General features: G+C 64.0%; 19 protein-coding genes. 11 read left to right on the plus strand and 8 right to left on the minus strand.

Going from position 1 to position 22,124, the window contains the following annotated elements; genetic code table 11:
• Window positions 1-26: 26 nt before the first annotated feature.
• The gene (gene mltA / locus M2S36_RS22465) at window positions 27-1,178 is read right to left on the minus strand and encodes a murein transglycosylase A (RefSeq protein ID WP_207828559.1); all 1,152 of its coding nucleotides are present in this window, start codon (window positions 1,176-1,178) and stop codon (window positions 27-29) included.
• Window positions 1,179-1,297: 119 nt separating this feature from the next.
• Here mltA and M2S36_RS22470 point away from each other — a divergent pair, with 119 nt between their 5' ends.
• A complete protein-coding gene (locus M2S36_RS22470; RefSeq protein ID WP_025340887.1) occupies window positions 1,298-1,744 on the plus strand; it encodes a c-type cytochrome in 447 nt (148 codons plus the stop codon).
• Window positions 1,745-1,927: 183 nt separating this feature from the next.
• On the opposite strand, the gene M2S36_RS22475 is transcribed toward M2S36_RS22470, so the two are convergent.
• From M2S36_RS22475 to M2S36_RS22485, 3 genes are all read right to left on the minus strand, one after another.
• Window positions 1,928-2,320, minus strand: a complete 393-nt coding sequence (locus tag M2S36_RS22475; protein ID WP_207828561.1) for a DUF1090 domain-containing protein — start codon at window positions 2,318-2,320, stop codon at window positions 1,928-1,930.
• Between the two features lie 258 nt (window positions 2,321-2,578).
• Window positions 2,579-3,769, minus strand: a complete 1,191-nt coding sequence (gene metK / locus M2S36_RS22480) for a methionine adenosyltransferase (protein WP_063911980.1) — start codon at window positions 3,767-3,769, stop codon at window positions 2,579-2,581.
• 18 nt (window positions 3,770-3,787) lie between these two features.
• Window positions 3,788-4,780 carry an ArsR/SmtB family transcription factor gene (locus M2S36_RS22485; protein WP_207828564.1) on the minus strand — a complete coding sequence of 331 codons (993 nt, stop codon included), beginning with the start codon at window positions 4,778-4,780 and terminating at the stop codon, window positions 3,788-3,790.
• A 344-nt stretch (window positions 4,781-5,124) separates the two neighbouring features.
• Here M2S36_RS22485 and tkt point away from each other — a divergent pair, with 344 nt between their 5' ends.
• From tkt to M2S36_RS22535, 10 genes are all read left to right on the plus strand, one after another.
• Window positions 5,125-7,122, plus strand: coding sequence for a transketolase (gene tkt, locus M2S36_RS22490; protein ID WP_207828567.1), 1,998 nt, complete (start codon window positions 5,125-5,127; stop codon window positions 7,120-7,122).
• A 180-nt stretch (window positions 7,123-7,302) separates the two neighbouring features.
• Window positions 7,303-8,364: an erythrose-4-phosphate dehydrogenase gene (gene epd, locus M2S36_RS22495; protein ID WP_207828569.1), complete on the plus strand. Its 1,062-nt coding sequence runs from the start codon at window positions 7,303-7,305 to the stop codon at window positions 8,362-8,364.
• A gap of 12 nt (window positions 8,365-8,376) precedes the next feature.
• Window positions 8,377-9,540: a phosphoglycerate kinase gene (locus M2S36_RS22500; RefSeq protein WP_024087831.1), complete on the plus strand. Its 1,164-nt coding sequence runs from the start codon at window positions 8,377-8,379 to the stop codon at window positions 9,538-9,540.
• Entirely contained in the window at window positions 9,540-9,791 is a 252-nt protein-coding gene (locus tag M2S36_RS22505) for a hypothetical protein (RefSeq protein WP_025340881.1), read from the plus strand. Before M2S36_RS22500 ends, M2S36_RS22505 begins: the two co-directional genes overlap by 1 nt.
• A 63-nt stretch (window positions 9,792-9,854) precedes the next feature.
• Window positions 9,855-10,184 carry an MliC family protein gene (locus tag M2S36_RS22510; protein ID WP_063911976.1) on the plus strand — a complete coding sequence of 110 codons (330 nt, stop codon included), beginning with the start codon at window positions 9,855-9,857 and terminating at the stop codon, window positions 10,182-10,184.
• A 100-nt stretch (window positions 10,185-10,284) separates the two neighbouring features.
• On the plus strand, window positions 10,285-11,349 hold the full coding sequence (gene fba, locus M2S36_RS22515) for a class II fructose-bisphosphate aldolase (RefSeq protein ID WP_016712383.1): 1,065 nt from the start codon (window positions 10,285-10,287) through the stop codon (window positions 11,347-11,349).
• A gap of 323 nt (window positions 11,350-11,672) precedes the next feature.
• Entirely contained in the window at window positions 11,673-13,799 is a 2,127-nt protein-coding gene (locus tag M2S36_RS22520) for a putative bifunctional diguanylate cyclase/phosphodiesterase (RefSeq protein ID WP_233694667.1), read from the plus strand.
• A gap of 39 nt (window positions 13,800-13,838) precedes the next feature.
• Window positions 13,839-14,339 (plus strand): M48 metallopeptidase family protein, encoded by a 501-nt coding sequence (locus M2S36_RS22525; RefSeq protein WP_207828575.1) that lies wholly within the window; start codon window positions 13,839-13,841, stop codon window positions 14,337-14,339.
• A gap of 12 nt (window positions 14,340-14,351) precedes the next feature.
• Window positions 14,352-14,648, plus strand: a complete 297-nt coding sequence (locus M2S36_RS22530; protein ID WP_016395304.1) for a winged helix-turn-helix domain-containing protein — start codon at window positions 14,352-14,354, stop codon at window positions 14,646-14,648.
• A 119-nt stretch (window positions 14,649-14,767) separates the two neighbouring features.
• Window positions 14,768-15,505 (plus strand): substrate-binding periplasmic protein, encoded by a 738-nt coding sequence (locus M2S36_RS22535; RefSeq protein WP_207828577.1) that lies wholly within the window; start codon window positions 14,768-14,770, stop codon window positions 15,503-15,505.
• Between the two features lie 131 nt (window positions 15,506-15,636).
• Here M2S36_RS22535 and yccS read toward each other — a convergent pair whose 3' ends face one another.
• From yccS to mdtD, 4 genes are all read right to left on the minus strand, one after another.
• Window positions 15,637-17,820, minus strand: coding sequence for a YccS family putative transporter (gene yccS / locus M2S36_RS22540; RefSeq protein ID WP_207828580.1), 2,184 nt, complete (start codon window positions 17,818-17,820; stop codon window positions 15,637-15,639).
• Between the two features lie 83 nt (window positions 17,821-17,903).
• Window positions 17,904-19,085 (minus strand): NAD(P)/FAD-dependent oxidoreductase, encoded by a 1,182-nt coding sequence (locus tag M2S36_RS22545; protein WP_207828583.1) that lies wholly within the window; start codon window positions 19,083-19,085, stop codon window positions 17,904-17,906.
• Between the two features lie 121 nt (window positions 19,086-19,206).
• Entirely contained in the window at window positions 19,207-20,544 is a 1,338-nt protein-coding gene (gene dbpA / locus M2S36_RS22550; RefSeq protein WP_233687397.1) for an ATP-dependent RNA helicase DbpA, read from the minus strand.
• Between the two features lie 112 nt (window positions 20,545-20,656).
• Complete coding sequence (gene mdtD / locus M2S36_RS22555; protein WP_207828585.1) at window positions 20,657-22,084, minus strand: multidrug transporter subunit MdtD; 1,428 nt, start codon at window positions 22,082-22,084, stop codon at window positions 20,657-20,659.
• Between the last annotated feature and the right edge of the window lie 40 nt (window positions 22,085-22,124).

A 22,124-nucleotide genomic window follows, 5' to 3' on the forward strand; every position in this document is an offset into this window, starting at 1 on the left:
TTTACCCGCGAAGAATCCAGCACCGATCAAGGCACTTTAGGTACTTCAGGCAGTGGCTTGCCCTTGGGCCACAGCATCCAGATCTGCCCTTGCTGCTTCATGTTCCCGGCCAGCTCTCCGGCTTCCGGCCCGGTGCCCCAGAACAGGTCCGCGCGCACCTCGCCCGTAATTGCCCCACCGGTATCCTGAGCCCCCACCGGGCGTACCACCGGGGTTCCGTCCGGGCGAGTGGTGGAAAGCCACAGCAGGCTGCCCAGCGGAATCACCTTGCGGTCGATGGCCACGCTGTAGCCAGCGGTCAGCGGCACGTTCAGCGAACCACGAGGCCCTTCGTTGCTGTCCGGGCGGGTGCTGAAGAATACGTAGCTGGGGTTGCTGGCGAGCAGTTCCGGCACCCGCTGCGGGTTGGCCTGGGCCCAGGCGTGAATGGCGCCCATGCTCACTTCTTCCTTCTTCAACTGGCCCTGTTCCACCAGCCAGCGCCCGATTGGGCGGTAGGGGTGGCCGTTCTGGTCGGCGTAACCCAGGCGCAGCTGGCGGCCGTCTTCCAGTTGTACCCGGCCGGAGCCCTGGATCTGCAGGAACTGCAGGTCCATCGGGTCGGTCAGCCAGGCCAGCACCGGTGCCTTGACGCCGTCACGGTTGATCACCTCGGCGGTGTCGTAAGGCTTGAGCACCCGGCCATCAAGGCGACCGCGCAGGCGCTTGCCTTTGAGTTCGGGGTACACGCTGGCCAGGTCGACCACGATCATGTCTTCGGGGATGCCGTAAACTGCCACATGGTTGGTCGCCGACTGGCTCAGGCTGCCAGGGTAGACCGGTTCGTAGTAACCGGTGATCAGGCCGTTGGCATTGTTTTCGGCCGAACGCAGGCCGTATACCTGCAGGTTCTGTTGCAGGAAGGCGCGTACCTGCAGGGCATTGTCGGGTACGCTGGCGGCTGTTTCGCAGGTGCTGGCCCAGACGGTGTCGCGCTTAAGCTTTTCACAGCCGTTGCGCCAGGCCTGGAAGCCGGCTATCAGATCGCTGTCGCTGACGGTGGGCAGGTCCTGCCAGGTGGCATTGGCGTAGGTGGCGATGGCGTGCGGCTCGGGTTTGGCACTTTCGCCACCGTTGCAGCCGGCCAGCAGGGCCAGCGCCGGCAGTGTCCAGGCCAGATGGCGCAGGGCAGATTTCATGAGTACGTTCCTGTCATGGGTGAACATGAATATTCGCCCCTGTTTTTTATGTGGCTATTGGTCTTTGGCCCTTGGGCAGCGATACTGGCCGCCCATTTGCGTAGGCCGAAGTGACCGTGATGTTGAAGCGATTGACCGTTGTTCTGCTGGCAGCACTGGCCCTGGGGGGTTGCGATCGGGTTGACCCGAACTCCCCGCTGGGCAAGCGCAAGGTGATCTTCAAGGACATGCTCAAGACCAGCGAAGACCTGGGTGGCATGCTGCGTGGCCGGTTGCCGTTCGACGGGGTGAAGTTCGCCGACGGTGCACTGAAACTGGACAACCTTTCGCACCAACCCTGGCAGCACTTTCCACAGGCCCGCGATGGTGGCGACAGCAGCGCGCGTGCCGAGGTATGGGAGCGCCAGGCGCGCTTTCATGACCTGGCCCGGCAGCTGGAAGGCGTCACTGGCGAACTGGTCGATGTCACCCGCGGCCAGCCGCTGGACGCTGCGCAGTTGAAGGCGCCGATGGACAAGGTCGAAGCGGCTTGCAAGGCTTGTCATACCGAATTCCGCAATCACTGACTTGACTGCCCGTGCGGGGAGCAGCTGTCTTGCTCGATTTCTGCAAACTGGCGAAATTCCTGTGGGAGCGGGCGCGCCCGCGAACACGGGCGAAGCCCGTGCCATCCACCGCGGCGCTTGCTTCGCGGCGGTTCGACGCCTCGACACGCCCGCTCCCACAGGAATGGCGCATACCAGGGAAAGTCAGCGATCCAGATCCTCCACCGCTTCCTGCAGTTCCTTGCGCGACTCGGCCAGCTTGTCCTTGCGCTTGTTGATCTTCTCCGAATCGCCTTTCTTCTCGGCTTTCTTCAAGTCCTTTTCCCGCTGCGCCACTTCGTGACGGGCTTCGAGCACCTTTTGCTCACGTTCCTTGCGCAGGCTGGCATCGGTGCAGTTATCGACCCCACGCAGCGCCTCCTCCAGCCCTGCGACCTGGTCGTTGTTGCCGTGGTCACGGGCAATCTTCAACTGGTTCTCGATGGCGCTGCGCTTGGCGGCGCAACCGGTCAGGCCGGCATCCGGCTGGGCAGCTTGTACAGCGCCAGCGGCCAGGCCTAGTGTCGCGAGCAGGAAAAGGGTCGAAATACGTTTCATGAAAAGCCTCCTTGACGGGGCGGGGCAGCAAAAGTTGGGGGAAATCCTGCCTTGGTTTTGCCCATTTAGAAACCCTTGTTGGGGCTTTCCGGCTGAATCTCGGGTTTTTCCTGCAGGCAAATTGGTAAAAATTCATTGCTCGATGCTGTGCCTGTCGATCCTGAATCCGTCGAGCCCGGCCTTGCCGCTGAGCCGGCAAACACAAAAAAGCCCCTGCCGATTGCTCGGCAGGGGCTTTCGTCCGGCGCTGCAGGAAACTTACAGACCGGCAGCGTCACGCAGCGACTGGGCGCGGTCGGTGCGCTCCCAGGTGAAGGTGGTGAAGGTGTCGTCGCCGACCGTCTTCTGCTGCGGGGTACGGCCGAAGTGGCCGTAGGCAGCGGTTTCCTGGTACATCGGGTGCAGCAGGTCGAGCATGGTGGTGATGGCGTACGGGCGCAGGTCGAAGCACTCGCGCACCAACTGGACGATCTTGTCGTCGGAGACCTTGCCGGTACCGAAGGTGTTGATCGAGATGGAGGTCGGCTGGGCCACGCCGATGGCGTACGACACCTGGATCTCGCAACGCTCGGCCAGGCCGGCGGCGACGATGTTCTTGGCCACGTAGCGGCCGGCGTAGGCGGCGGAGCGGTCGACCTTGGACGGGTCCTTGCCGGAGAACGCGCCACCACCATGGCGGGCCATGCCACCGTAGGAGTCGACGATGATCTTGCGCCCGGTCAGGCCGCAGTCACCCACCGGGCCACCGATGATGAAGTTGCCGGTCGGGTTGATGTGGTACTGGGTGCCCTTGTGCAGCAGTTCGGCAGGCAGGGTGTGCTTGACGATCAACTCCATCACGGCTTCCTGCAGGTCTTTCTGCGAAACCTCTGGGTTGTGCTGGGTCGACAGCACCACGGCGTCGATGCCGACCACCTTGCCATTTTCGTAACGGCAGGTGACCTGCGACTTGGCGTCCGGGCGCAGCCATGGCAGCAGTTTCGATTTGCGCGCTTCGGCCTGGCGCTCGACCAGGCGGTGCGAGAAGCAGATCGGTGCCGGCATCAACACGTCGGTTTCGTTGCTGGCGTAGCCGAACATCAGGCCCTGGTCACCGGCACCCTGGTCTTCCGGGCGGGAGCGGTCGACGCCCTGGGCGATGTCCACCGACTGCTTGCCGATGATGTTCATCACGGCGCAGGTGGCGCCGTCGAAGCCGACATCGGAGCTGTTGTAGCCGATGTCGATGATGACCTTGCGCACCAACTCTTCCAGGTCGACCCAGGCGGAGGTGGTGACTTCGCCGGCGATGATGGCGACACCGGTCTTGACCAGGGTTTCGCAGGCTACGCGGGCGTATTTGTCCTGGGCGATGATGGCATCAAGGACAGCGTCCGAAATCTGGTCGGCGATCTTGTCCGGATGCCCTTCGGACACGGACTCGGAGGTGAAAAGGGAGTATTCGCTCATCTCGAAGGTTCCTGAAATTTACCGATGGTGTATGTCGCCAGCCGTCCGCTGGAAATGGCGGACCTGGATCTGGAAACCGTTACGCAAGCCCACGTACAGGCTGTCCCCGGGGACCAGCCCGGCAGCGTTGGCCCAACGGGCCAGGTCGTCCTGTTCAAAGCCCAGCCAGAGGTCGCCGCAGGCTTCCCGCGCCCACCCCTGGTCATGGCTGCACAGTTCGGTGACCAGCAGGCTGCCGCCTGCCTTCACCCGTTTGGCCAGCTGGCGCAAGGCCAGGGCCGGGTCGCTGAAATGGTGCAGCACCATGTTCAGCACAACGCAGTCGGCGGCCACATCCGTTGCACCCAGTGCATCGGCCAACTGCAGGTTCACGTTGTCGAGCCCCTCGCGCTGGCACACCTGACGCGCCAGTTCGAGCATGGTCGGGCTGTTGTCCAGGGCGGTGACCTGGGCGAAGCGCCGGGCCAGGTCGGGGAGGAAGCCGCCGTCGCCGGGGCCGACCTCCAGGGCGCTGGCGGCCGGGTCGAAATTCAGTTTGTCGAGCAACGCCAGCAGGCTTTCGCGGTACTGCGGCAGGCCGGCGATCAGGTCTTGCTGGGCACGGAACTTCTCTTCCACGCGCAGGAAGAAGTCCTGGCTGGTGGCCGCGCGGCGTTGCTGCACCTGGGCGATGCGCGCCTGCACGTCAGGCGGCAGGGTCAGGTCATCCACCTCTTCGAGCAGCGCCGCATGCAGCCGGCCGCCCAGGCGCAGGCTGTCGGGCAGGGCGCGGCGGTAGAAGATGGCATTGCCCTCGCGGCGGGTCGCCACCAGCTCGGCCTGGGCCAGCACCTTCAAGTGGTGGCTCATGCCCGACTGGCCCACGTCGAAGATCTGCGCCAGCTCCAGCACGCCGAACGAGTCGTTGGCCAGGGCGCGCAACACGTTCAGGCGCAACTCGTCGCCACTGGCTTTGCACAGGGCAGCCAATGCTTCGCGTTGCTCGGGGATCGATTGCGCACGGAGGTTCATGGTGCGGCAGTCTAGGCAGGTATCATTGCCCTCGCAAGGTCAATATCAAAAAGTTTTGATATTGACTGATGGGCGGAGTGCGGGGTTGCCCTTTCTGGCCTCTTCGCGGGTGAACCCGCTCCCACAGGTTCAGCACTGCCCTCAGGCTTGGTGCGACCCTGTAGGAGCGGGTTCACCCGCGAAGAAGCCGGCACCGATTTCCAGATTTTGCCCCGAAATGAGTGCCAATCAGAGGAAAATCCCCCGACTGCGACCATACGTCATTGCCCCAAGCCCCCCCAGTGGGCGAAAATGGCCGCCTTTTTTCGTGACACCACCTATTCAAGCCCCCCAGGAGATCAGCGATGCCCAGCCGTCGTGAACGTGCCAACGCCATTCGTGCCCTCAGCATGGATGCCGTGCAAAAGGCCAACAGCGGCCACCCAGGTGCCCCCATGGGCATGGCGGATATCGCCGAAGTGCTTTGGCGCGACTATCTGAAGCACAACCCGAGCAACCCGGATTTCGCCGACCGTGACCGCTTCGTGCTGTCCAACGGCCACGGTTCGATGCTGATCTACTCGCTGCTGCACCTGACCGGCTACGACGTCACCATCGATGACCTCAAAGGCTTCCGCCAGCTGCACAGCCGCACCCCGGGCCACCCGGAATACGGCTACACCCCAGGCGTCGAGACCACTACCGGCCCGCTCGGCCAGGGTATCGCCAACGCCGTGGGCTTCGCCCTGGCCGAAAAAGTGCTGGCGGCCCAGTTCAACCGTGACGGCCACACCATCGTCGACCACAACACCTACGTGTTCCTCGGCGACGGCTGCATGATGGAAGGTATCTCCCACGAAGTCGCCTCGCTGGCTGGCACCCTGGGCCTGAACAAGCTGATCGCCTTCTACGACGACAACGGCATTTCCATCGACGGCGAAGTGCACGGCTGGTTCACCGACAACACCCCGGCGCGCTTCGAGGCGTACAACTGGCAGGTGATCCGCAACGTCGACGGCCATGACGCCGACGAGATCAAGACCGCCATCGAGACCGCCCGCAAGAGCGATCGTCCGACCCTGATCTGCTGTAAGACCATCATCGGTTTCGGCTCGCCGAACAAGCAGGGCAAGGAAGACTGCCACGGCGCACCGCTGGGCAACGACGAAATCGCCCTGGCCCGCAAGGAACTGAACTGGAACCACGGCCCGTTCGAGATCCCGGCCGAGATCTACGCCGAGTGGGACGCCAAGGCTGCCGGTGCCAAGGCCGAAGCCGAGTGGAACCAGCGTTTCGACGCCTACGCCAAGGCCTACCCGGAGCTGGCTGCCGAGTTCAAGCGCCGTGCCAGCGGCGAGCTGCCGGCCGACTTCAGCGCCAAGGCCCAGGCCTACATCAACGAAGTGGCCGCCAAGGGCGAAACCATTGCCAGCCGCAAGGCCAGCCAGAACGCCCTGAACGCCTTCGGCCCGCTGCTGCCGGAGTTCCTCGGCGGTTCGGCTGACCTGGCCGGTTCCAACCTGACCCTGTGGAAGGGCTGCAAGGGTGTCGAAGCCAACGACGCCAGCGGCAACTACGTGTTCTACGGCGTGCGCGAGTTCGGCATGACCGCCATCATGAACGGCGTTGCCCTGCACGGTGGCCTGGTACCTTACGGCGCAACCTTCCTGATGTTCATGGAATACGCCCGCAACGCCGTGCGCATGTCGGCGCTGATGAAGCAGCGCGTGATCCACGTCTACACCCACGACTCCATCGGCCTGGGCGAAGACGGCCCGACTCACCAGCCGATCGAGCAGCTGACCAGCCTGCGCAGCACGCCGAACCTGGACACCTGGCGCCCGGCCGACGCGGTGGAATCCGCCGTGTCCTGGAAAAACGCCCTGGAGCGCAAGGACGGCCCTTCGGCGCTGATCTTCTCGCGCCAGAACCTGCAGCACCAGGACCGCGACGCCCAGCAGATCGCTGATATCAGCCGCGGCGGCTACGTGCTCAAGGACTGCGCCGGCGAGCCTGAGCTGATCCTGATCGCTACCGGTTCCGAAGTGGGCCTGGCTGTGCAGGCGCACGCCAAGCTGACCGAGCAAGGCCGCAAGGTGCGCGTGGTTTCCATGCCATGCACCAGCGTGTTCGATGCCCAGGACGCGGCCTACAAGCAGTCGGTTCTGCCGCTGGAAGTGGGGGCGCGCATCGCCATCGAAGCCGCCCACGCCGACTTCTGGTACAAGTACGTTGGTCTGGAAGGCCGCGTCATCGGCATGACCACCTATGGTGAGTCGGCGCCGGCTTCGGCCCTGTTCGAAGAGTTCGGTTTCACCGTGGAGAACATCCTCGGTACTGCCGAAGAGCTGCTGGAAGACTGATGTAAATATGGAGGGCAGTGACGCCCTCCAGGTCGTGCAAGGGGGAGGGCTTCGCCCTCCATCGCGACACAAGGCCGCTCCTACAGGGTATTGCGCATGCAGCCCCTTGTAGGAGCGGCCTTGTGCCGCGATGGGCCGCAACGCGGCCCCAACAGCCATCATGCGTTAGCGAGCCAACGAATGTCCCACCTGCGTCCCTACAAAGTTGCACTCAACGGTTATGGCCGTATCGGCCGCTGTGTCCTGCGCGCGCTGTTCGAGCGGGGGGCAAAGGCCGGTTTCGAGATCGTTGCGCTGAACGACCTGGCCGACCAGGCCAGCCTGGAATACCTGACACGCTTCGACTCCACCCACGGGCGCTTCCCCGGTGAGGTGAAGGTCGACGGCGACTGTCTGCATATCAATGGCGACTGCGTGAAGGTGATGCGCAGTGCCACCCCCGAAGGCATCGACTGGGCTGCCCTGGACATCGACCTGGTGCTGGAGTGCTCCGGCGCCTACCACACCCGCGCCGATGGCCAGCGCTTCCTCGATGCCGGCGCGCCGCGGGTGCTGTTCTCGCAGCCGATGGCCAGCGAGGCCGACGTCGATGCCACGGTGGTCTACGGTGTCAACCAGGCCTGCCTGACGGGCAGCGAGCGCCTGGTGTCCAATGCCTCGTGCACCACCAACTGTGGCGTGCCGCTGCTGCGTGTGCTGGACCAGGCGTTCGGCATCGAATACGTGCAGATCACCACCATCCACTCGGCGATGAACGACCAGCCGGTGATCGACGCCTACCACCACGAAGACCTGCGCCGCACGCGTTCGGCCTTCCAGTCGGTGATCCCGGTGTCCACGGGGCTGGCGCGTGGCATCGAGCGCCTGCTTCCGGAACTTGCCGGGCGAATCCAGGCCAAAGCGGTACGCGTACCGACCGTCAACGTCTCGTGCCTGGACATCACCCTGCAGACCGCCCGCGATACCAGCGCGGCCGAAGTCAACCGGGTGCTGCGCGAGGCGGCGCTGGAAGGCCCGCTGAAAGGCTTGCTGGCCTACACCGAGTTGCCGCATGCCAGCTGTGATTTCAACCATGACCCGCATTCGGCGATCGTCGATGCCAGCCAGACCCGTGTTTCCGGCCCCCGCCTGGTGAACCTGCTGGCCTGGTTCGACAACGAATGGGGGTTTGCCAACCGTATGCTCGACGTTGCCGAACACTATCTGCACGTCGTTCACCCAACCCGCAACAAACAGCCCTGAAGGACTGCATTCATGACCGTGTTGAAGATGACCGACCTCGACCTGCAAGGTAAGCGCGTACTGATCCGCGAAGACCTCAACGTGCCTGTGAAGGACGGTGTGGTAGCCAGCGACGCGCGTATCCTGGCAGCGCTGCCGACCATCAAGCTGGCCCTGGAGAAGGGCGCGGCGGTAATGGTCTGCTCGCACCTGGGTCGCCCGACCGAGGGTGAGTTCTCTGCCGAGAACAGCCTCAAGCCGGTCGCTGACTACCTGAGCAAGGCCCTGGGCCGCGACGTGCCGCTGGTTGCCGACTACCTCGACGGTGTCGAGGTCAAGGCTGGTGACCTGGTGCTGTTCGAGAACGTGCGCTTCAACAAGGGCGAGAAGAAGAACGCCGACGAACTGGCGCAGAAATACGCTGCCCTGTGCGACGTGTTCGTCATGGACGCTTTCGGTACTGCACACCGTGCCGAAGGTTCGACCCATGGCGTTGCCAAGTTTGCCAAGGTCGCCGCTGCCGGCCCGCTGCTGGCAGCCGAGCTGGATGCCCTGGGCAAGGCCCTGAAGGCCCCGGCCAAGCCGATGGCGGCCATCGTTGCCGGCTCCAAGGTCTCCACCAAGCTGGACGTGCTGAACAGCCTGAGCTCGGTCTGCGACCAGCTGATCGTCGGTGGCGGCATCGCCAACACCTTCCTGGCTGCAGCCGGCCACCCGGTGGGCAAGTCGCTGTACGAGCCTGACCTGGTCGACACCGCCAAGGCCATCGCCGCCAAGGTCAGCGTACCTCTGCCGGTCGACGTGGTGGTTGCCAAGGAGTTCGCCGAGAGCGCCGAAGCTACCGTCAAGGCCATTGCCGACGTTGCCGCTGACGACATGATCCTGGACATCGGCCCGCAAACCGCAGCCAACTTCGCCGAGCTGCTGAAGTCGTCGAAGACCATCCTGTGGAACGGCCCGGTTGGCGTGTTCGAGTTCGACCAGTTCGGCAACGGCACCAAGGTGCTGGCCAAGGCCATCGCCGACAGTGCTGCGTTCTCCATCGCCGGCGGCGGTGACACCCTGGCAGCCATCGACAAATATGGCGTTGGCGCCGATATCTCCTACATTTCTACCGGTGGTGGCGCTTTCCTCGAGTTTGTCGAGGGCAAGGTCCTGCCAGCCGTGGCAATCCTGGAAGAGCGGGCCAAGGCCTGATGACGTCGGCGCTTGGCAAAGGGAGTGGCCTGATGGTCAAGCAATTGCCTGTGATGATGCTGGCTGGTCTGCTGAGCGCCTGCGCCGGCAGCCCGGCTTCGGATGCCGATCCGGCGCAGCCGCCCAAGGGCGGTTGCTACCAGTCCGAGTGGCAGGCCGAGACCGTGCCGGTCATCAGCAAGCGCGTGGGCCCGGAGGGCCTGGAAAAGTACGACGAAGACCACCAGCGCAAGGCGCCGGGTTGCCCTTGATCCCGACATTTCGTCGGGCCAGGCAACCAAGCGGACGCTGCGTGGTCATCTAGAGGATATGTAATGAAAGCGCTTTTGGCCGTGACGGCCCTGGCGACACTGGCAGGATGCTCACTGCTGCAGCCGGCGCAACCCGCCCCGGCAGACGACTGGACCCGTTGGGTCTGCGACACCCAGGCTGAAGTGCTATGGCGTTTCGCCGATGCGCAGCGCGACCAGGTCGATGTGCGCCTTGGTGGCGGCGACCAGGTCTACCGGCTCAAGGCCGAGCCGGGGGCATCGGGTGCGCTGTACAGCGATGGCATGCTGGCCTTTCACACCAAAGGCGAAGAAGGCCTGGTGTACTGGGTGGCAACCAACGATCTGATTGGGCGGGGCTGCAAGGCACCGTGACTGGCCGGGCCGCGAGGGTGGCCCACACTACTTGAACAGCAACCGCCCCTGCGGCAGGCTTGCACGAAACAAACGACGCTTGTCGGGAGAGAGATACACAATGGCACTCATTAGCATGCGCCAGATGCTGGACCACGCCGCCGAGTTCGGTTACGGCGTACCAGCTTTCAACGTCAACAACCTCGAGCAGATGCGCGCCATCATGGAAGCGGCCGACAAGACCGACTCCCCGGTGATCGTCCAGGCTTCGGCCGGTGCCCGCAAATACGCCGGTGCTCCGTTCCTGCGCCACCTGATCCTGGCTGCCATCGAAGAGTTCCCGCATATCCCGGTGTGCATGCACCAGGACCACGGCACCAGCCCTGACGTTTGCCAGCGCTCGATTCAGCTGGGCTTCAGCTCGGTCATGATGGACGGCTCGCTGGGTGAAGACGGCAAGACCCCGACCGACTACGAGTACAACGTCCGCGTTACCCAGCAGACCGTTGCCATGGCACATGCCTGTGGCGTTTCGGTAGAAGGCGAACTGGGTTGCCTGGGTTCGCTGGAAACCGGCATGGCCGGTGAAGAAGACGGTATCGGCGCCGAAGGCGTGCTGGACCACAGCCAGATGCTGACCGACCCGGAAGAAGCCGCCGACTTCGTCAAGAAGACCCAGGTCGATGCCTTGGCGATCGCCATCGGTACCAGCCACGGTGCCTACAAGTTCACCAAGCCACCAACCGGTGACGTGCTGGCCATCGACCGCATCAAGGAAATCCACAAGCGCATCCCCAACACCCACCTGGTGATGCACGGTTCGTCCTCGGTACCGCAAGAGTGGCTGGCGATCATCAACCAGTACGGCGGCGACATCAAGGAAACCTATGGTGTACCGGTCGAGGAAATCGTCGAAGGTATCAAGTACGGCGTGCGCAAGGTCAACATCGACACCGACCTGCGCCTGGCTTCCACCGGTGCCATGCGCCGCCTGATGGCGCAGAACCCGAGCGAGTTCGACCCGCGCAAGTTCTTCGGTGAAACCGTCAAGGCCATGCGTGACGTGTGCATCGCCCGTTACGAAGCCTTCGGCACTGCTGGCAATGCCTCGAAGATCAAGCCGATCTCCCTGGAAGGCATGTACCAGCGCTACCTGAAAGGTGAGCTGGCCGCCAAGGTCAACTGATCTTCCGGTATTAATGAAAAAGCCCGCAGCGATGCGGGCTTTTTCATTTTCGGGTGATGGAACCTTCCGCCTGTGCCGGCCTCTTCGCGGGTAAACCCGCTCCCACAGGGTACTCACTGGCCTGGAAAACAGTGATGAACCTGTGGGAACGGGTTTACCCGCGAAGAGGGCGGCACATATTCCCGGCAAACCGACCGTTAGTCGGCTACCGTACAGTTGAGGCATTGATAGCGTTCTGATTGCATTGCGTGTTACCCGCTCAGGTCTAGAGTACAAGTGGATCCAAGCGTATCTTGAAGTCGGTCACAAAATAGAGAAGCAGCATGGATGGCGCTCACCCTCACCCTCAGCCACTGGATGGCAACTCGGTTCTTCTGGTGGTAGACGATTACCCCGAAAACCTCATCAGCATGCGGGCATTGCTGGCCCGTCAGGATTGGCAAGTATTGACGGCAAACTCAGGAATGGAAGCCCTGAGCGCGTTGCTCGAACACGATGTCGACCTGGTTTTGCTGGATGTACAGATGCCGGAGATGGATGGCTTCGAAGTCGCCCGGCTGATGCGCGGCAGCCAGCGCACCCGGCTGACCCCGATCATTTTCCTCACCGCCAACGAACAGTCCGAAGCGGCCGTGCTCAAAGGCTACGCCAGCGGCGCGGTGGACTACATGTTCAAACCGTTCGACCCGCAAATCCTCAAGCCCAAGGTCCAGGCCCTGCTCGACCAGCAGCGCAACCGCCGCATGCTGCAGCGCCTGACCCGCGAGCTGGAAGCAGCCAGGGCGTTCAATGCCTCAATCCTGGAGAACGCCGCCGAGGGCATTCTGGTGGTGGATGCCCAAGGCGTCATCAGCTTTGCCAACCCGGCCATTTCCCGTTTGTTGTCAGCGTCGGTGCAGCAGTTGCAGGGCGCCCATCTGCTTGACCTGGTGCAACTGACCAGTACCAGCCTGTGGAATGAGTCGGACTTCTACCAGGCCTATCTGGGGCGGCGCATCTTCCGTGTGCACGATGCCCAGCTGCGCACCCAGGGCGGCGAACTGGTGCCGGTGGCGTTGTCCTGCGCGCCGCTGCCGGCCGACCAGCAGGCCATGGTGGTCACCGTACTGGACATGTCGGCGGTGCGCAGCCTGCACCAGCAGCTGGAATACCAGGCCGTCACCGACCCGCTCACCGGCCTGCTCAACCGCCGCGGCTTCTACCAGGCCGCCGAAGGTGCGTTGCTGCGCAACGAGCGCTCGGACAAGGCACAGGCACTGATGTACATGGACCTGGATGGCTTCAAGCGCATCAACGACTCGCTCGGCCACGACGCGGGTGACCGGGTGCTGCACTGGGTGGCCGAACAGCTCAAGGATTGCCTGGGCAGTGAAGCGCTGCTGGCGCGCATGGGCGGCGATGAGTTCACCGCGCTGTTCGACGGCCTGCCTTATCCGGAGCAGGCCGGGCGCTATGCCGAGCGGTTGCTGGAACGCATTTCCATCAGCCACCAGGTGGAAGGGCTGGATGTGAGCCTTGGGGTGAGCATCGGCATCGCCACCTATCCGGACTGCGGGGCCAATGTCGAAGGCCTGCTGCGTGCGGCCGATGCGGCGATGTACGCGGCCAAGCAGGCCGGGCGCCAGCAGTATCGCTTCTACGATCAGGAGCTCAACGGCCGGGCACGTTCGCGGCTGATGCTTGAAGACAGCGTACGCACGGCTGTCGAGCAGCAAGACTTCACGTTGGTTTACCAGCCGCAGGTTGGCTTCAACGATGGCCGCCTGCGTGGCTTCGAGGCTTTGTTGCGCTGGCAGCATCCCAGTGTCGGCGACGTACCGCCGGGGCTGTTCATCCCGTTGCTGGAAGAGGCGCGCCTGATCAACCGCCTGGCCAGCTGGATCTACCGCCAGGGCGCGGCCCAGCGCCAGGCCTGGTGCCAGCGTTTTCCGGCGGAACTGGTGCTGGGTATCAGCCTGAGCCGCGCGCAGTTCGTCATGCCCAACCTGGTCGACGAACTGCATCGGGTCATCCAGCTTTACCAGCTGGACCCGGCGCAGCTGGAAGTGGAAGTGGCGGAAACCTCGCTGATGTACAACATCGATGCGGCCGTGAAACAGATTCACCGTTTGCGCGAGCTGGGCGTGCGGGTGGCGCTGGATGATTTTGGTGCCGGTGACTGTTCGCTGCGCATGTTGCGCGACCTGCCGATCGATACCCTCAAGCTCGACCGCCACCTGGTGGCGCGCTTGCCCGACTCGGCGGTGGATGCGGCGTTGGTGCGCAGCGTTATCAGCCTGTGCGCCGACTACCGTATCACGGTGATCGCCGAGGGCGTGGAAACCTCGGCCCAGGCGGCCTGGCTCAAGGCCAATGGCTGTGAGTACGTGCAGGGCTTCCTGGTGGCTCACCCGATGACCGCTACGGATGCCAGTGCCTTCCCGGCGATTTTCTCCTGGCCAGGGCCATGATTGGCTAGAATCGGCGTTCGTTACACCGAATGCAGCGCCATGAACGTATTACGTTACTTGCAAGCCTACCCCCCGCACCTTCAGCAGCAAGTGCGGCAGATGATCGACAGCGGCCGCCTGGGCGAGTACCTGCAGCGCCGCTACCCTGACCGCCATGACGTGCAGAGCGACAAGGCGTTGTACGGCTATGCCCAGGATTTGCGCCAGCAATACCTGCGCAGCGCGCCAAACCTGGACAAGGTACTGTTCGACAATCGTCTCGACCTGACCCATCGGGCCCTGGGCCTGAACACGGCGGTATCAAGGGTGCAGGGCGGCAAGCTCAAGGCAAAAAAGGAAATCCGCATTGCCTCGCTGTTCAAGGAGGCCGCGCCGCAGTTCTTGCGCATGATCGTGGTGCACGAACTGGCACACCTGCGCGAGCGCGAGCACAACAAGGCGTTCTACCAGCTCTGCCAGCACATGGAGCCGGACTATCACCAACTGGAATTCGACCTGCGCGTCTACCTGACCTATCGGGAGCTGCCGGGCAACTGTTAAGGACCACGCAGCATGGAAGTGAGCAAGACCAAGAGCAGCTTCTACCGCCGCCTGTACGTAGCCTGGCTGATCGACAGCCAGACCGCGACCAGCGTGCCCGCCCTGATGGAGGCCACCGGTATGCCCCGGCGTACCGCCCAGGACACCATTGCGGCGCTGGCCGACCTGGATATCGTCTGCGAGTTCGAACAGCAGGAAGGCGCGCGTAACCACGCCGGGCATTACCGCATTCATGACTGGGGGGCGATCGACAAGCAGTGGATCATCCAGCACCTGCGGCAGATTCGCGAAGTGCTGGGGTATCCGTGAGCAATCTACGATCGCGGCCAAAATAGAGGCAAAATGACACTATTGGCCGCTGCCCTCGGCAATGGCTTTGTGTAATCTCATCGGCAGTGTGTGCCCCTCCATTGCGAAAGGACGTGAGCATGCGGCCACTGCTTTGTGTTCTGGGATTTCTGGCATTGATGCTGGCAACACCTGTTCTGGCTCAGGACAAGTTGCGTTTGGTGGCGGACAGCTGGCCGCCGTTTACCGATGCCAGCATGCCGGGCGGCGGCCTGGCGACCAGCATCGTCACCACGGCGCTGGCCAGGGCCGGCTACACCAGTGGGTTCGAAGAAGTGCCTTGGGCGCGGGCGTTGCTGGGGGTGAGTGAAGGGCGCTATGACGTGCTGATCAACGCCTGGTACAACGACTCGCGCGCCCGCATCGGGCAGTTTTCCACGGCCTACCTGACTAACCGCATTCGCTTGCTGCAGCGCAAGGGCGAGGCGTTCCGCTACAAGAGCCTGTCGGACTTGTATCCCTATAGCATCGCCGTGGTGCGGGATTACGCCTATTCCCCCGAGTTCGACCGCGACACCCGCCTGCACAAGGTGCCGGTGCGCAACTTTTCCTCTGCGGTACGCATGCTGGCGGCAGGGCGGGTGAACCTGGCAGTGGAGGACGAGTATGTGGCCCGTTACAACTTGCAACGCGAGCTGCCGGAGGTACGCGACGGGGTGATGCTGGTTGAGCCGCCGCTGGGAGAGAACACCTTGCATATCCTGGTCAGCCTGAAGCACCCGGAGCATGAGCGGATCGTCGAGCGGTTCGAGCAGGCGATTGCGGCAATGAAGGCGGATGGCAGTTTTGCGCGGTTGCTGCGCCAGTATGGCTTCTGATTTCTACAGCCTGTGCCGGCCTCTTCGCGGGTGAACCCGCTCCCACAGGAACACCACAAGCCTCAAGTCCTGTGAGATACCTGTGGGAGCGGGTTTACCCGCGAAGAGGCCGGCACAGGCGATAGTACAACTCAGGCCGGCGCACCTTCCTTGATCAGGTGTGCAGCCAAGGTCCGCAACGGCCCCAACTGTCGGCAGATCAACGCCAACTGCGTCTGCACCAACCGCTGATGCTCGTCCAGCTCCTCCGGCATCTGCTCCAGGGCATTGGCCAGCGCCTCTTCGGCATCACTGTGAATCGCCACCGGCAGCCGCGCCGCCAGGCCATTGGCAATCTCGTCCAGGCTGCGGGCCAGGCTTTGCCCGGCGCCTTCGATCAACTGCTCCTGCACCTCCGCCGGCAAAGCCGTGTCGCGGTGTGCGCCCAACCCCGAGAGGTAGCTGAGCAAGGTGTGCGACAGCACCAGGAAGCGGAAGCCGACGTCGGCCTCCTTCCGGAAATGCCCCGGCTCCATCAGCATGTTGGCCAGGGTGGTGGACAGCGCCGCGTCGGCGTTGTGGGCATTGCGCCGGGCCAGGCGGTAGGCCAGGTCGTCGCGCTTGCCATGGGCATACTGCTGCATGATCTGGCGCAGGTATACGCTGGCGCAGGCCAGGGTATTGGCCAGCGCCTTGTTCAGCCGCCGCCCCTGCCAGTCGGGGAGGAACAGGAACACCGCGAGGATGGCGATCAGGCTGCCGACCAGGGTATCGAACAGGCGCGGCAGGAACAGCCCATAGCCATCGCCGATCTGGTTGAAGCAGAACAGCACCATCAGGGTGATCGCAGCCGTGGCCAAGGTGTAGCGGGTGGTGCGGTTGACGAAGAACACCACCCCGGCGACCACGGCGAACAACGACTGGATGAGCGGGCTGGGGAACAGGTCGAACAACGCCCAGCCCACCGTCAGGCCGACGGCGGTGCCGACTACCCGCTGCACCAGCTTGCGCCGGGTCGCACCGTAGTTGGGCTGGCACACGAACAGTGTGGTGAGGATGATCCAGTAACCCTGGGTCGGGTGGATCAGGTGCACCATGCCATAGCCGATCGACAGCGCCAGCGGCAGGCGCAGGGCATGGCGGAACAGCAGCGAGGTCGGTGTCAGCTGAGTGCGCAGGCGGGTCCACACGTCCTTCAGTGAGCGTGGTGAGCGGTCGAGCAGGCTACTGTCGCTGGCGTCGGCCAGGCTGTCCGGGTTGCTGGCGGCGCTGAGCAGGCGGTCCAGCGTCGCCAGGTTGGCGGCTAGCGCTCGCAGCGAACGCAACAGGCCGCGCCAGGCCGGGTTGCTCTGGATGCGCAGGTGCTCCAGCGAGGCGTTGAGGTCTTCGAGGGCTTCGGGATAGCCGCTGGCCAGCACGAACGGCTGACGCAGGCGGATCGAGCGGGCCAGCTCCTGGCAGGACGAGCCTTGTTTTCGCAGCAGACGCTGGCAGCGGAACATCACGTCGCTGTGGAAAAAAGCCTCGGTCAGGGCGTTGTAGGGATAGTGCGAAGCACTGACCCGTTCATGGATGTCCTGGGCCAGGAAGTACAGCTTGAGGTAGCGGCTGACCTTGGAGTTGGGCTGGCTGTTGCCCACCCGGTGCAGGATGATTTCCTTGGCCGCGTTCAGCGCTGCCACCACCTTGCCGTTCTGCTGGGCCAGCTCCAGACGCCGGGCTTCTACGTCAAGGGTGCGGATGGGTTCGAACAGGCTGGCCTTGAGCTTGAGGTAGCTGCCCAGCTCGAAGAACAGCTTGGCCAGGCTCTGCTGCACCGGCTGGTTGGAAAACAGCGCCTGCCACAGTACCGACAGCAGCCCGTACCAGGCTGCACCCGCCACCAGCAGCAGCGGTTCGTGCCAGAAGTCGGTGACCTGGCCGCCGCGCTGGTCCACGCCGATCATGGTGTACACCGCCGTGATCAAGGTCGCCGAAGCGATGGCGCCATAGCGCTCGCCCAGGGCGCCGAGCATGGTCAGGCCGAAGGCAGCCAAGGCCAGGGCGATGACGAAGATCCAGGGGTAGGGGAACAGCAACTCGACCGCCAGCGCGGCGATGGCAAAACACACCAGGGTGACGGCCAGGGCGCTGAGGCGGCCCTGCCAGCTGTCATCGGTTTCGGCCAGGGCGCTGGCGATGATGCCGAGGAACAGTGGAATCAGCAGGGCCATCTCGTTCTGGTACCAGCACAGGGCCAGGCTGCCGGTGAGGGCGATGGTCACCCGGATGCTGTAGCTGAACTTGTCTTGGCCCCACAGGCGACGCAGTGACTGACGGAACGAGCTCGATGACATGATGGCCTGCTAGGCAGTGAGCGAATGAATGCATTGCAGCACGGCCAGCAAGAAGCGTTCCGTGCTGCTGAATGGATTCTACTCTACACGAACTGCGCTGCGGCGTTGGCCGATGCCCAGGCCCACTGGAAATTGAAACCACCCAGGTGGCCAGTCACATCCAGCACTTCACCGATGAAGTACAAACCGGGGCTCTTCAGCGATTCCATGGTCTTGGACGACACCTCGCGTGTGTCCACGCCGCCCAGGGTCACTTCGGCGGTACGGTAGCCCTCGGTGCCGGCCGGCACCACTTGCCAGTTCGCCAGCTTCTCGGCGATCTGTGCCAGTTCCGCCGGGGTGTACTGCTTCATGGGCCGGGACTCGAACCACTGCTCGGCCAGCAGGTTGGCCAGCTTGCGGGTAAATACCTCGCCCAGCACGGTCTTCAGCTCGGCGTTGGCGCGTTCGGCCTGCATCTGTTGCAGCCAGGTCAGTGCATCGCGGTCGGGCAGCAGGTTGATCTCGACCGTGTCACCGGCTTCCCAGAACGACGAAATCTGCAAGATCGCCGGGCCGCTCAGGCCGCGGTGGGTGAACAGCAGGTTTTCGCGGAAGCTGGTGCCGTTGCAGCTGGCGGTGCAATCCAGCGAGGTGCCGGACAACTCGGTGCACAGTGCCTTGAGCTGGGGCTCGGTGATGGTGAAGGGTACCAGCCCGGCGCGGGTCGGCAGCAAGGTGTGGCCGAACTGGCGGGCCACCTGGTAGCCGAAGCCGGTGGCGCCCAGGGTCGGGATCGACAGGCCGCCGGTGGCGATCACCAGCGACTGGCAGGCGAACTGGCCGCCGCTGGTCTGCAGCAGGTAGCCGCTTTCGGTCTTTTCGATCTGTTCGATGCTGGTGTGCATGCGGATCTCGGCACCGGCCTCGTCGCATTCGGCCAGCAGCATGTCGAGGATGTCGCTGGCCTTGTTGTCGCAGAACAGCTGGCCGAGCTTCTTCTCGTGGTAGGCCACGCCGTGCTTGCACACCAGCTCGATGAAGTCCCACTGGGTGTAGCGGGCCAGGGCCGACTTGCAGAAGTGTGCGTTCTGCGAGAGGAAGTTGGCTGGCTCGGTATACATGTTGGTGAAGTTGCAGCGGCCGCCGCCGGACATGAGGATCTTCTTGCCCGGTTTGTTGGCGTGGTCGAGCACCAGTACCCGGCGGCCACGGCGGGCGCTGAGCTGGGCGCACATCAGGCCGGCGGCGCCGGCGCCGAGGATGATCACGTCGGTGGAGTGCACGGTGTAAACCTTATGAGAAAGAAACACAGAACCCTGTGGGAGCGGGTTCACCCGCGAAGGCGGCCGTGAGCCCACCATCGCATTCGCGGGTAAACCCGCTCCCCAGGGACCTTGGCTGGCTTTAGATAATGCGGACTTTCAGGGAACGCCCCTTGATCTTGCCGCTGTTCAAGCGTTGCATGGCCTGTTTGGCCAGCGGCCGCTCCACGGCCACGAAGGCCTGGAAATCGAAGATCGCGATCTTGCCCACCTGCTTGCCCGGGATCCCGGCATCACCGGTCAGCGCCCCGAGGATATCGCCCGGGCGCAGCTTGTCCTTGCGCCCGGCAGCGATGCACAGGGTGCTCATCAGCGGCAGCAGCGGCTCGCCGCCCTTGTGCTTCAGGCTGTCCAGCTGGTCCCAACGCAGCGGGCTCTTCTGCAGGTCTTCGATGGCCTGGGCGCGGTGGCCCTCGGCTGGAGCCACCAGGCTGACGGCAATACCTTTCTCGCCGGCACGGCCAGTACGGCCCACACGGTGCACATGGATTTCTGCATCACGCGCCAGTTCGACGTTGATGACCATGTCCAGGCCATCGATGTCCAGACCGCGCGCGGCCACGTCGGTAGCTACCAGCACCGAGCTGCTGCGGTTGGCGAACATGGTCAGCACCTGGTCACGGTCGCGCTGTTCCAGGTCGCCGTGCAGGGCCTGGGCTACGATGCCCTTGGCGGTCAGGTGGGCGACCACATCCTCGCACTGCTGCTTGGTGAAGCAGAACGCCACGCAGGACTGCGGGCGGTAGTGGCCGAGCACGCGGGTGACGGCCTCGAGGCGTTGTTGCGGGTCGATCTCGATGAAGCGCTGCTCGATCTGGTTGTCGGCGTGCAGGCTCTCGACCTTGACCTGCTGCGGGTTGCGCATGAAATCAGCGGCCAGTTGCTTGATGCCGGCCGGGTAGGTGGCCGAGAACAGCAGGGTCTGGCGCCGCGACGGGGTCTTGCCGATGATGCTGGCGATGGCATCGAAGAAGCCCATGTCGAGCATGCGGTCGGCTTCGTCCAGCACCAGGGTGTTCAGCCCGTCGAGCACCAGGGTGCCCTTGTCCAGGTGCTGCTGGATGCGCCCCGGGGTGCCGACGATGATGTGTGCGCCATGCTCCAGCGAAGCGATCTGCGGGCCAAGCGAAACGCCGCCGCACAGGGTCAGGATCTTGATGTTGTCCTCGGCGCGGGCCAGGCGGCGCAGCTCCTTGGCCACCTGGTCGGCGAGCTCGCGGGTGGGGCACAGCACCAGCGCCTGGCAGCCGAAGTAGCGCGGGTTGATCGGGTTGAGCAGGCCGATGCCGAAGGCGGCGGTCTTGCCGCTGCCGGTCTTGGCCTGGGCGATCAGGTCCTGGCCCTTGAGGATGACCGGCAGGCTCTGGGCCTGGATCGGCGTCATCGAGGCATAGCCGAGGGCGTCCAGGTTGGCCAGCATGGCGGTGGACAGCGGCAAGGTGGCAAAGGCGGTGGATTCGGTGGTCACGAGGCGGGCCTGCGGTGCGAAGCGAAAAATGCCGCACAGTCTACCAGCCTCGTGGCCATTCGCCCTACGACTCCATGTGTTGTTCCGGACGACGGGCACGCCTTCCGTCCGTCGGCGCCAGTTGCAGGAAGATCGCCGCCGCCAGCATGGCCATCACGCCGATGGTGACGAAGGTCAGCTGGAACGCGCCCAAGGTGGTTTCCACACCCTCGGCGCTGCCCGCCGCGGTGAAGCCGCCGAGCAAGGCACCCGCACATGCCACGCCGAGGCTCAGGGCCAACTGCGCGACCACCGACAGCAGGCTGTTGCCGCTGCTGGCACTGGCGTCGTCGAGGTCGATGAGCGTAACGGTGTTCATCGCGGTGAACTGCATGGAGTTCACTGCGCCCAGAAGACCGAGTTGCACCAGCAACAGCCAATAGGGTGTCTGCTCGTCCACCAGCCCCAGGCTGGCCAGCAGTATGCCCAGCAGCAAGGTATTGCCGGTGAGGATGATGCGGTAGCCGAACCGTTCGATCAGCGGCCGGGCAATGGACTTGGCCAGCATCGCCGCCGCCGCCAGCGGGATCATGCTCATGCCGGCCTGGGCCGGCGAGTAGCCCAGCGCCACCTGCAGCAGCAACGGCACCAGGAACGGCAGGGCGCCGCTGCCCAGGCGGGCGAACAGGTTGCCGAGGATACCGATGGCAAAGGTGCGCACGCGGAACAGGCTGGGCGAGAACAGTGGCTCCGGGTCGCGCCCGGCACGCAGCCAGTAGGCCGCCAGGCAGGCCATGCCGGCGAACAGCAGCAACATCACCCGCAGGTGCGGCAGGTGCAGTTCGCCAAGGCCTTCCATGGCGATGGTGATCAGTACCATTGCTGCGCCGAATAGCAGAAAGCCCGGGCCGTCGAACGTGGTGCGCTCGGCGCCGCGCAGGTCGGGGATGAACTTCCATACGGCGTAGCAGCCGATCAGGCCAACCGGCAGGTTGAGCAGGAAGATCCAGTGCCAACTCAGAATTTCCACCAGCCAGCCGCCAACCGTTGGGCCCAGCAGTGGCCCAAGCAGGCCGGGGATGGTGATGAAGCTCATGATGCGCACCAGTTCGGTGCGCGGGTAGGCACGCAGTACCACCAGCCGCCCGACCGGCAACATCAGCGCACCGCCCAGCCCCTGCACGACGCGGGCGAAGATCAGGAAGCCGAGGCTGTTGGCGGCGGCGCACAGCAGCGAGCCGAAGCTGAACAGCAGGATGGCGCTGAAGAAGATGCGCTTGGTGCCGAAGCGGTCGGCGATCCAGCCCGAGGCGGGGATCAGCAGGGCCACGGTGAGCATGTAGGCGATGATCACGCCCTGCATGCGCAACGGGTCTTCGGCCAGCGAGCGGGCCATGGCCGGCAGTGCGGTGTTGAGTATGGTGCCGTCCAGAGACTGCATGAAGAAGGCGATGGCCACCACCCAAGGGATCCAGCGGGCGGTGACAGGGTCCAGCGGAGCGCGTTCGGGCATGACTTCCTCGTTTGTCAGTGCCGGCCTCTTCGCGGGTGAA

Source organism: Pseudomonas sp. SF2 (assembly GCF_036858055.1).
Lineage (GTDB): Bacteria > Pseudomonadota > Gammaproteobacteria > Pseudomonadales > Pseudomonadaceae > Aquipseudomonas.

Bases quoted from the DNA above. Each gene is read 5' to 3' on its own strand.
- M2S36_RS22520 (WP_233694667.1), top strand. From the start codon at position 11,673: ATGGATGGCGCTCACCCTCACCCTCAGCCACTGGATGGCAACTCGGTT.
- metK (WP_063911980.1), bottom strand. From the start codon at position 3,769: ATGAGCGAATACTCCCTTTTCACCTCCGAGTCCGTGTCCGAAGGGCAT.
- M2S36_RS22470 (WP_025340887.1), top strand. From the start codon at position 1,298: ATGTTGAAGCGATTGACCGTTGTTCTGCTGGCAGCACTGGCCCTGGGG.
- mdtD (WP_207828585.1), bottom strand. From the start codon at position 22,084: ATGCCCGAACGCGCTCCGCTGGACCCTGTCACCGCCCGCTGGATCCCT.
- mltA (WP_207828559.1), bottom strand. From the start codon at position 1,178: ATGAAATCTGCCCTGCGCCATCTGGCCTGGACACTGCCGGCGCTGGCC.
- M2S36_RS22500 (WP_024087831.1), top strand. From the start codon at position 8,377: ATGACCGTGTTGAAGATGACCGACCTCGACCTGCAAGGTAAGCGCGTA.
- M2S36_RS22525 (WP_207828575.1), top strand. From the start codon at position 13,839: ATGAACGTATTACGTTACTTGCAAGCCTACCCCCCGCACCTTCAGCAG.
- epd (WP_207828569.1), top strand. From the start codon at position 7,303: ATGTCCCACCTGCGTCCCTACAAAGTTGCACTCAACGGTTATGGCCGT.
- yccS (WP_207828580.1), bottom strand. From the start codon at position 17,820: ATGTCATCGAGCTCGTTCCGTCAGTCACTGCGTCGCCTGTGGGGCCAA.
- tkt (WP_207828567.1), top strand. From the start codon at position 5,125: ATGCCCAGCCGTCGTGAACGTGCCAACGCCATTCGTGCCCTCAGCATG.
- M2S36_RS22485 (WP_207828564.1), bottom strand. From the start codon at position 4,780: ATGAACCTCCGTGCGCAATCGATCCCCGAGCAACGCGAAGCATTGGCT.
- M2S36_RS22505 (WP_025340881.1), top strand. From the start codon at position 9,540: ATGACGTCGGCGCTTGGCAAAGGGAGTGGCCTGATGGTCAAGCAATTG.
- M2S36_RS22535 (WP_207828577.1), top strand. From the start codon at position 14,768: ATGCGGCCACTGCTTTGTGTTCTGGGATTTCTGGCATTGATGCTGGCA.
- M2S36_RS22475 (WP_207828561.1), bottom strand. From the start codon at position 2,320: ATGAAACGTATTTCGACCCTTTTCCTGCTCGCGACACTAGGCCTGGCC.
- dbpA (WP_233687397.1), bottom strand. From the start codon at position 20,544: ATGCTGGCCAACCTGGACGCCCTCGGCTATGCCTCGATGACGCCGATC.
- fba (WP_016712383.1), top strand. From the start codon at position 10,285: ATGGCACTCATTAGCATGCGCCAGATGCTGGACCACGCCGCCGAGTTC.
- M2S36_RS22510 (WP_063911976.1), top strand. From the start codon at position 9,855: ATGAAAGCGCTTTTGGCCGTGACGGCCCTGGCGACACTGGCAGGATGC.
- M2S36_RS22530 (WP_016395304.1), top strand. From the start codon at position 14,352: ATGGAAGTGAGCAAGACCAAGAGCAGCTTCTACCGCCGCCTGTACGTA.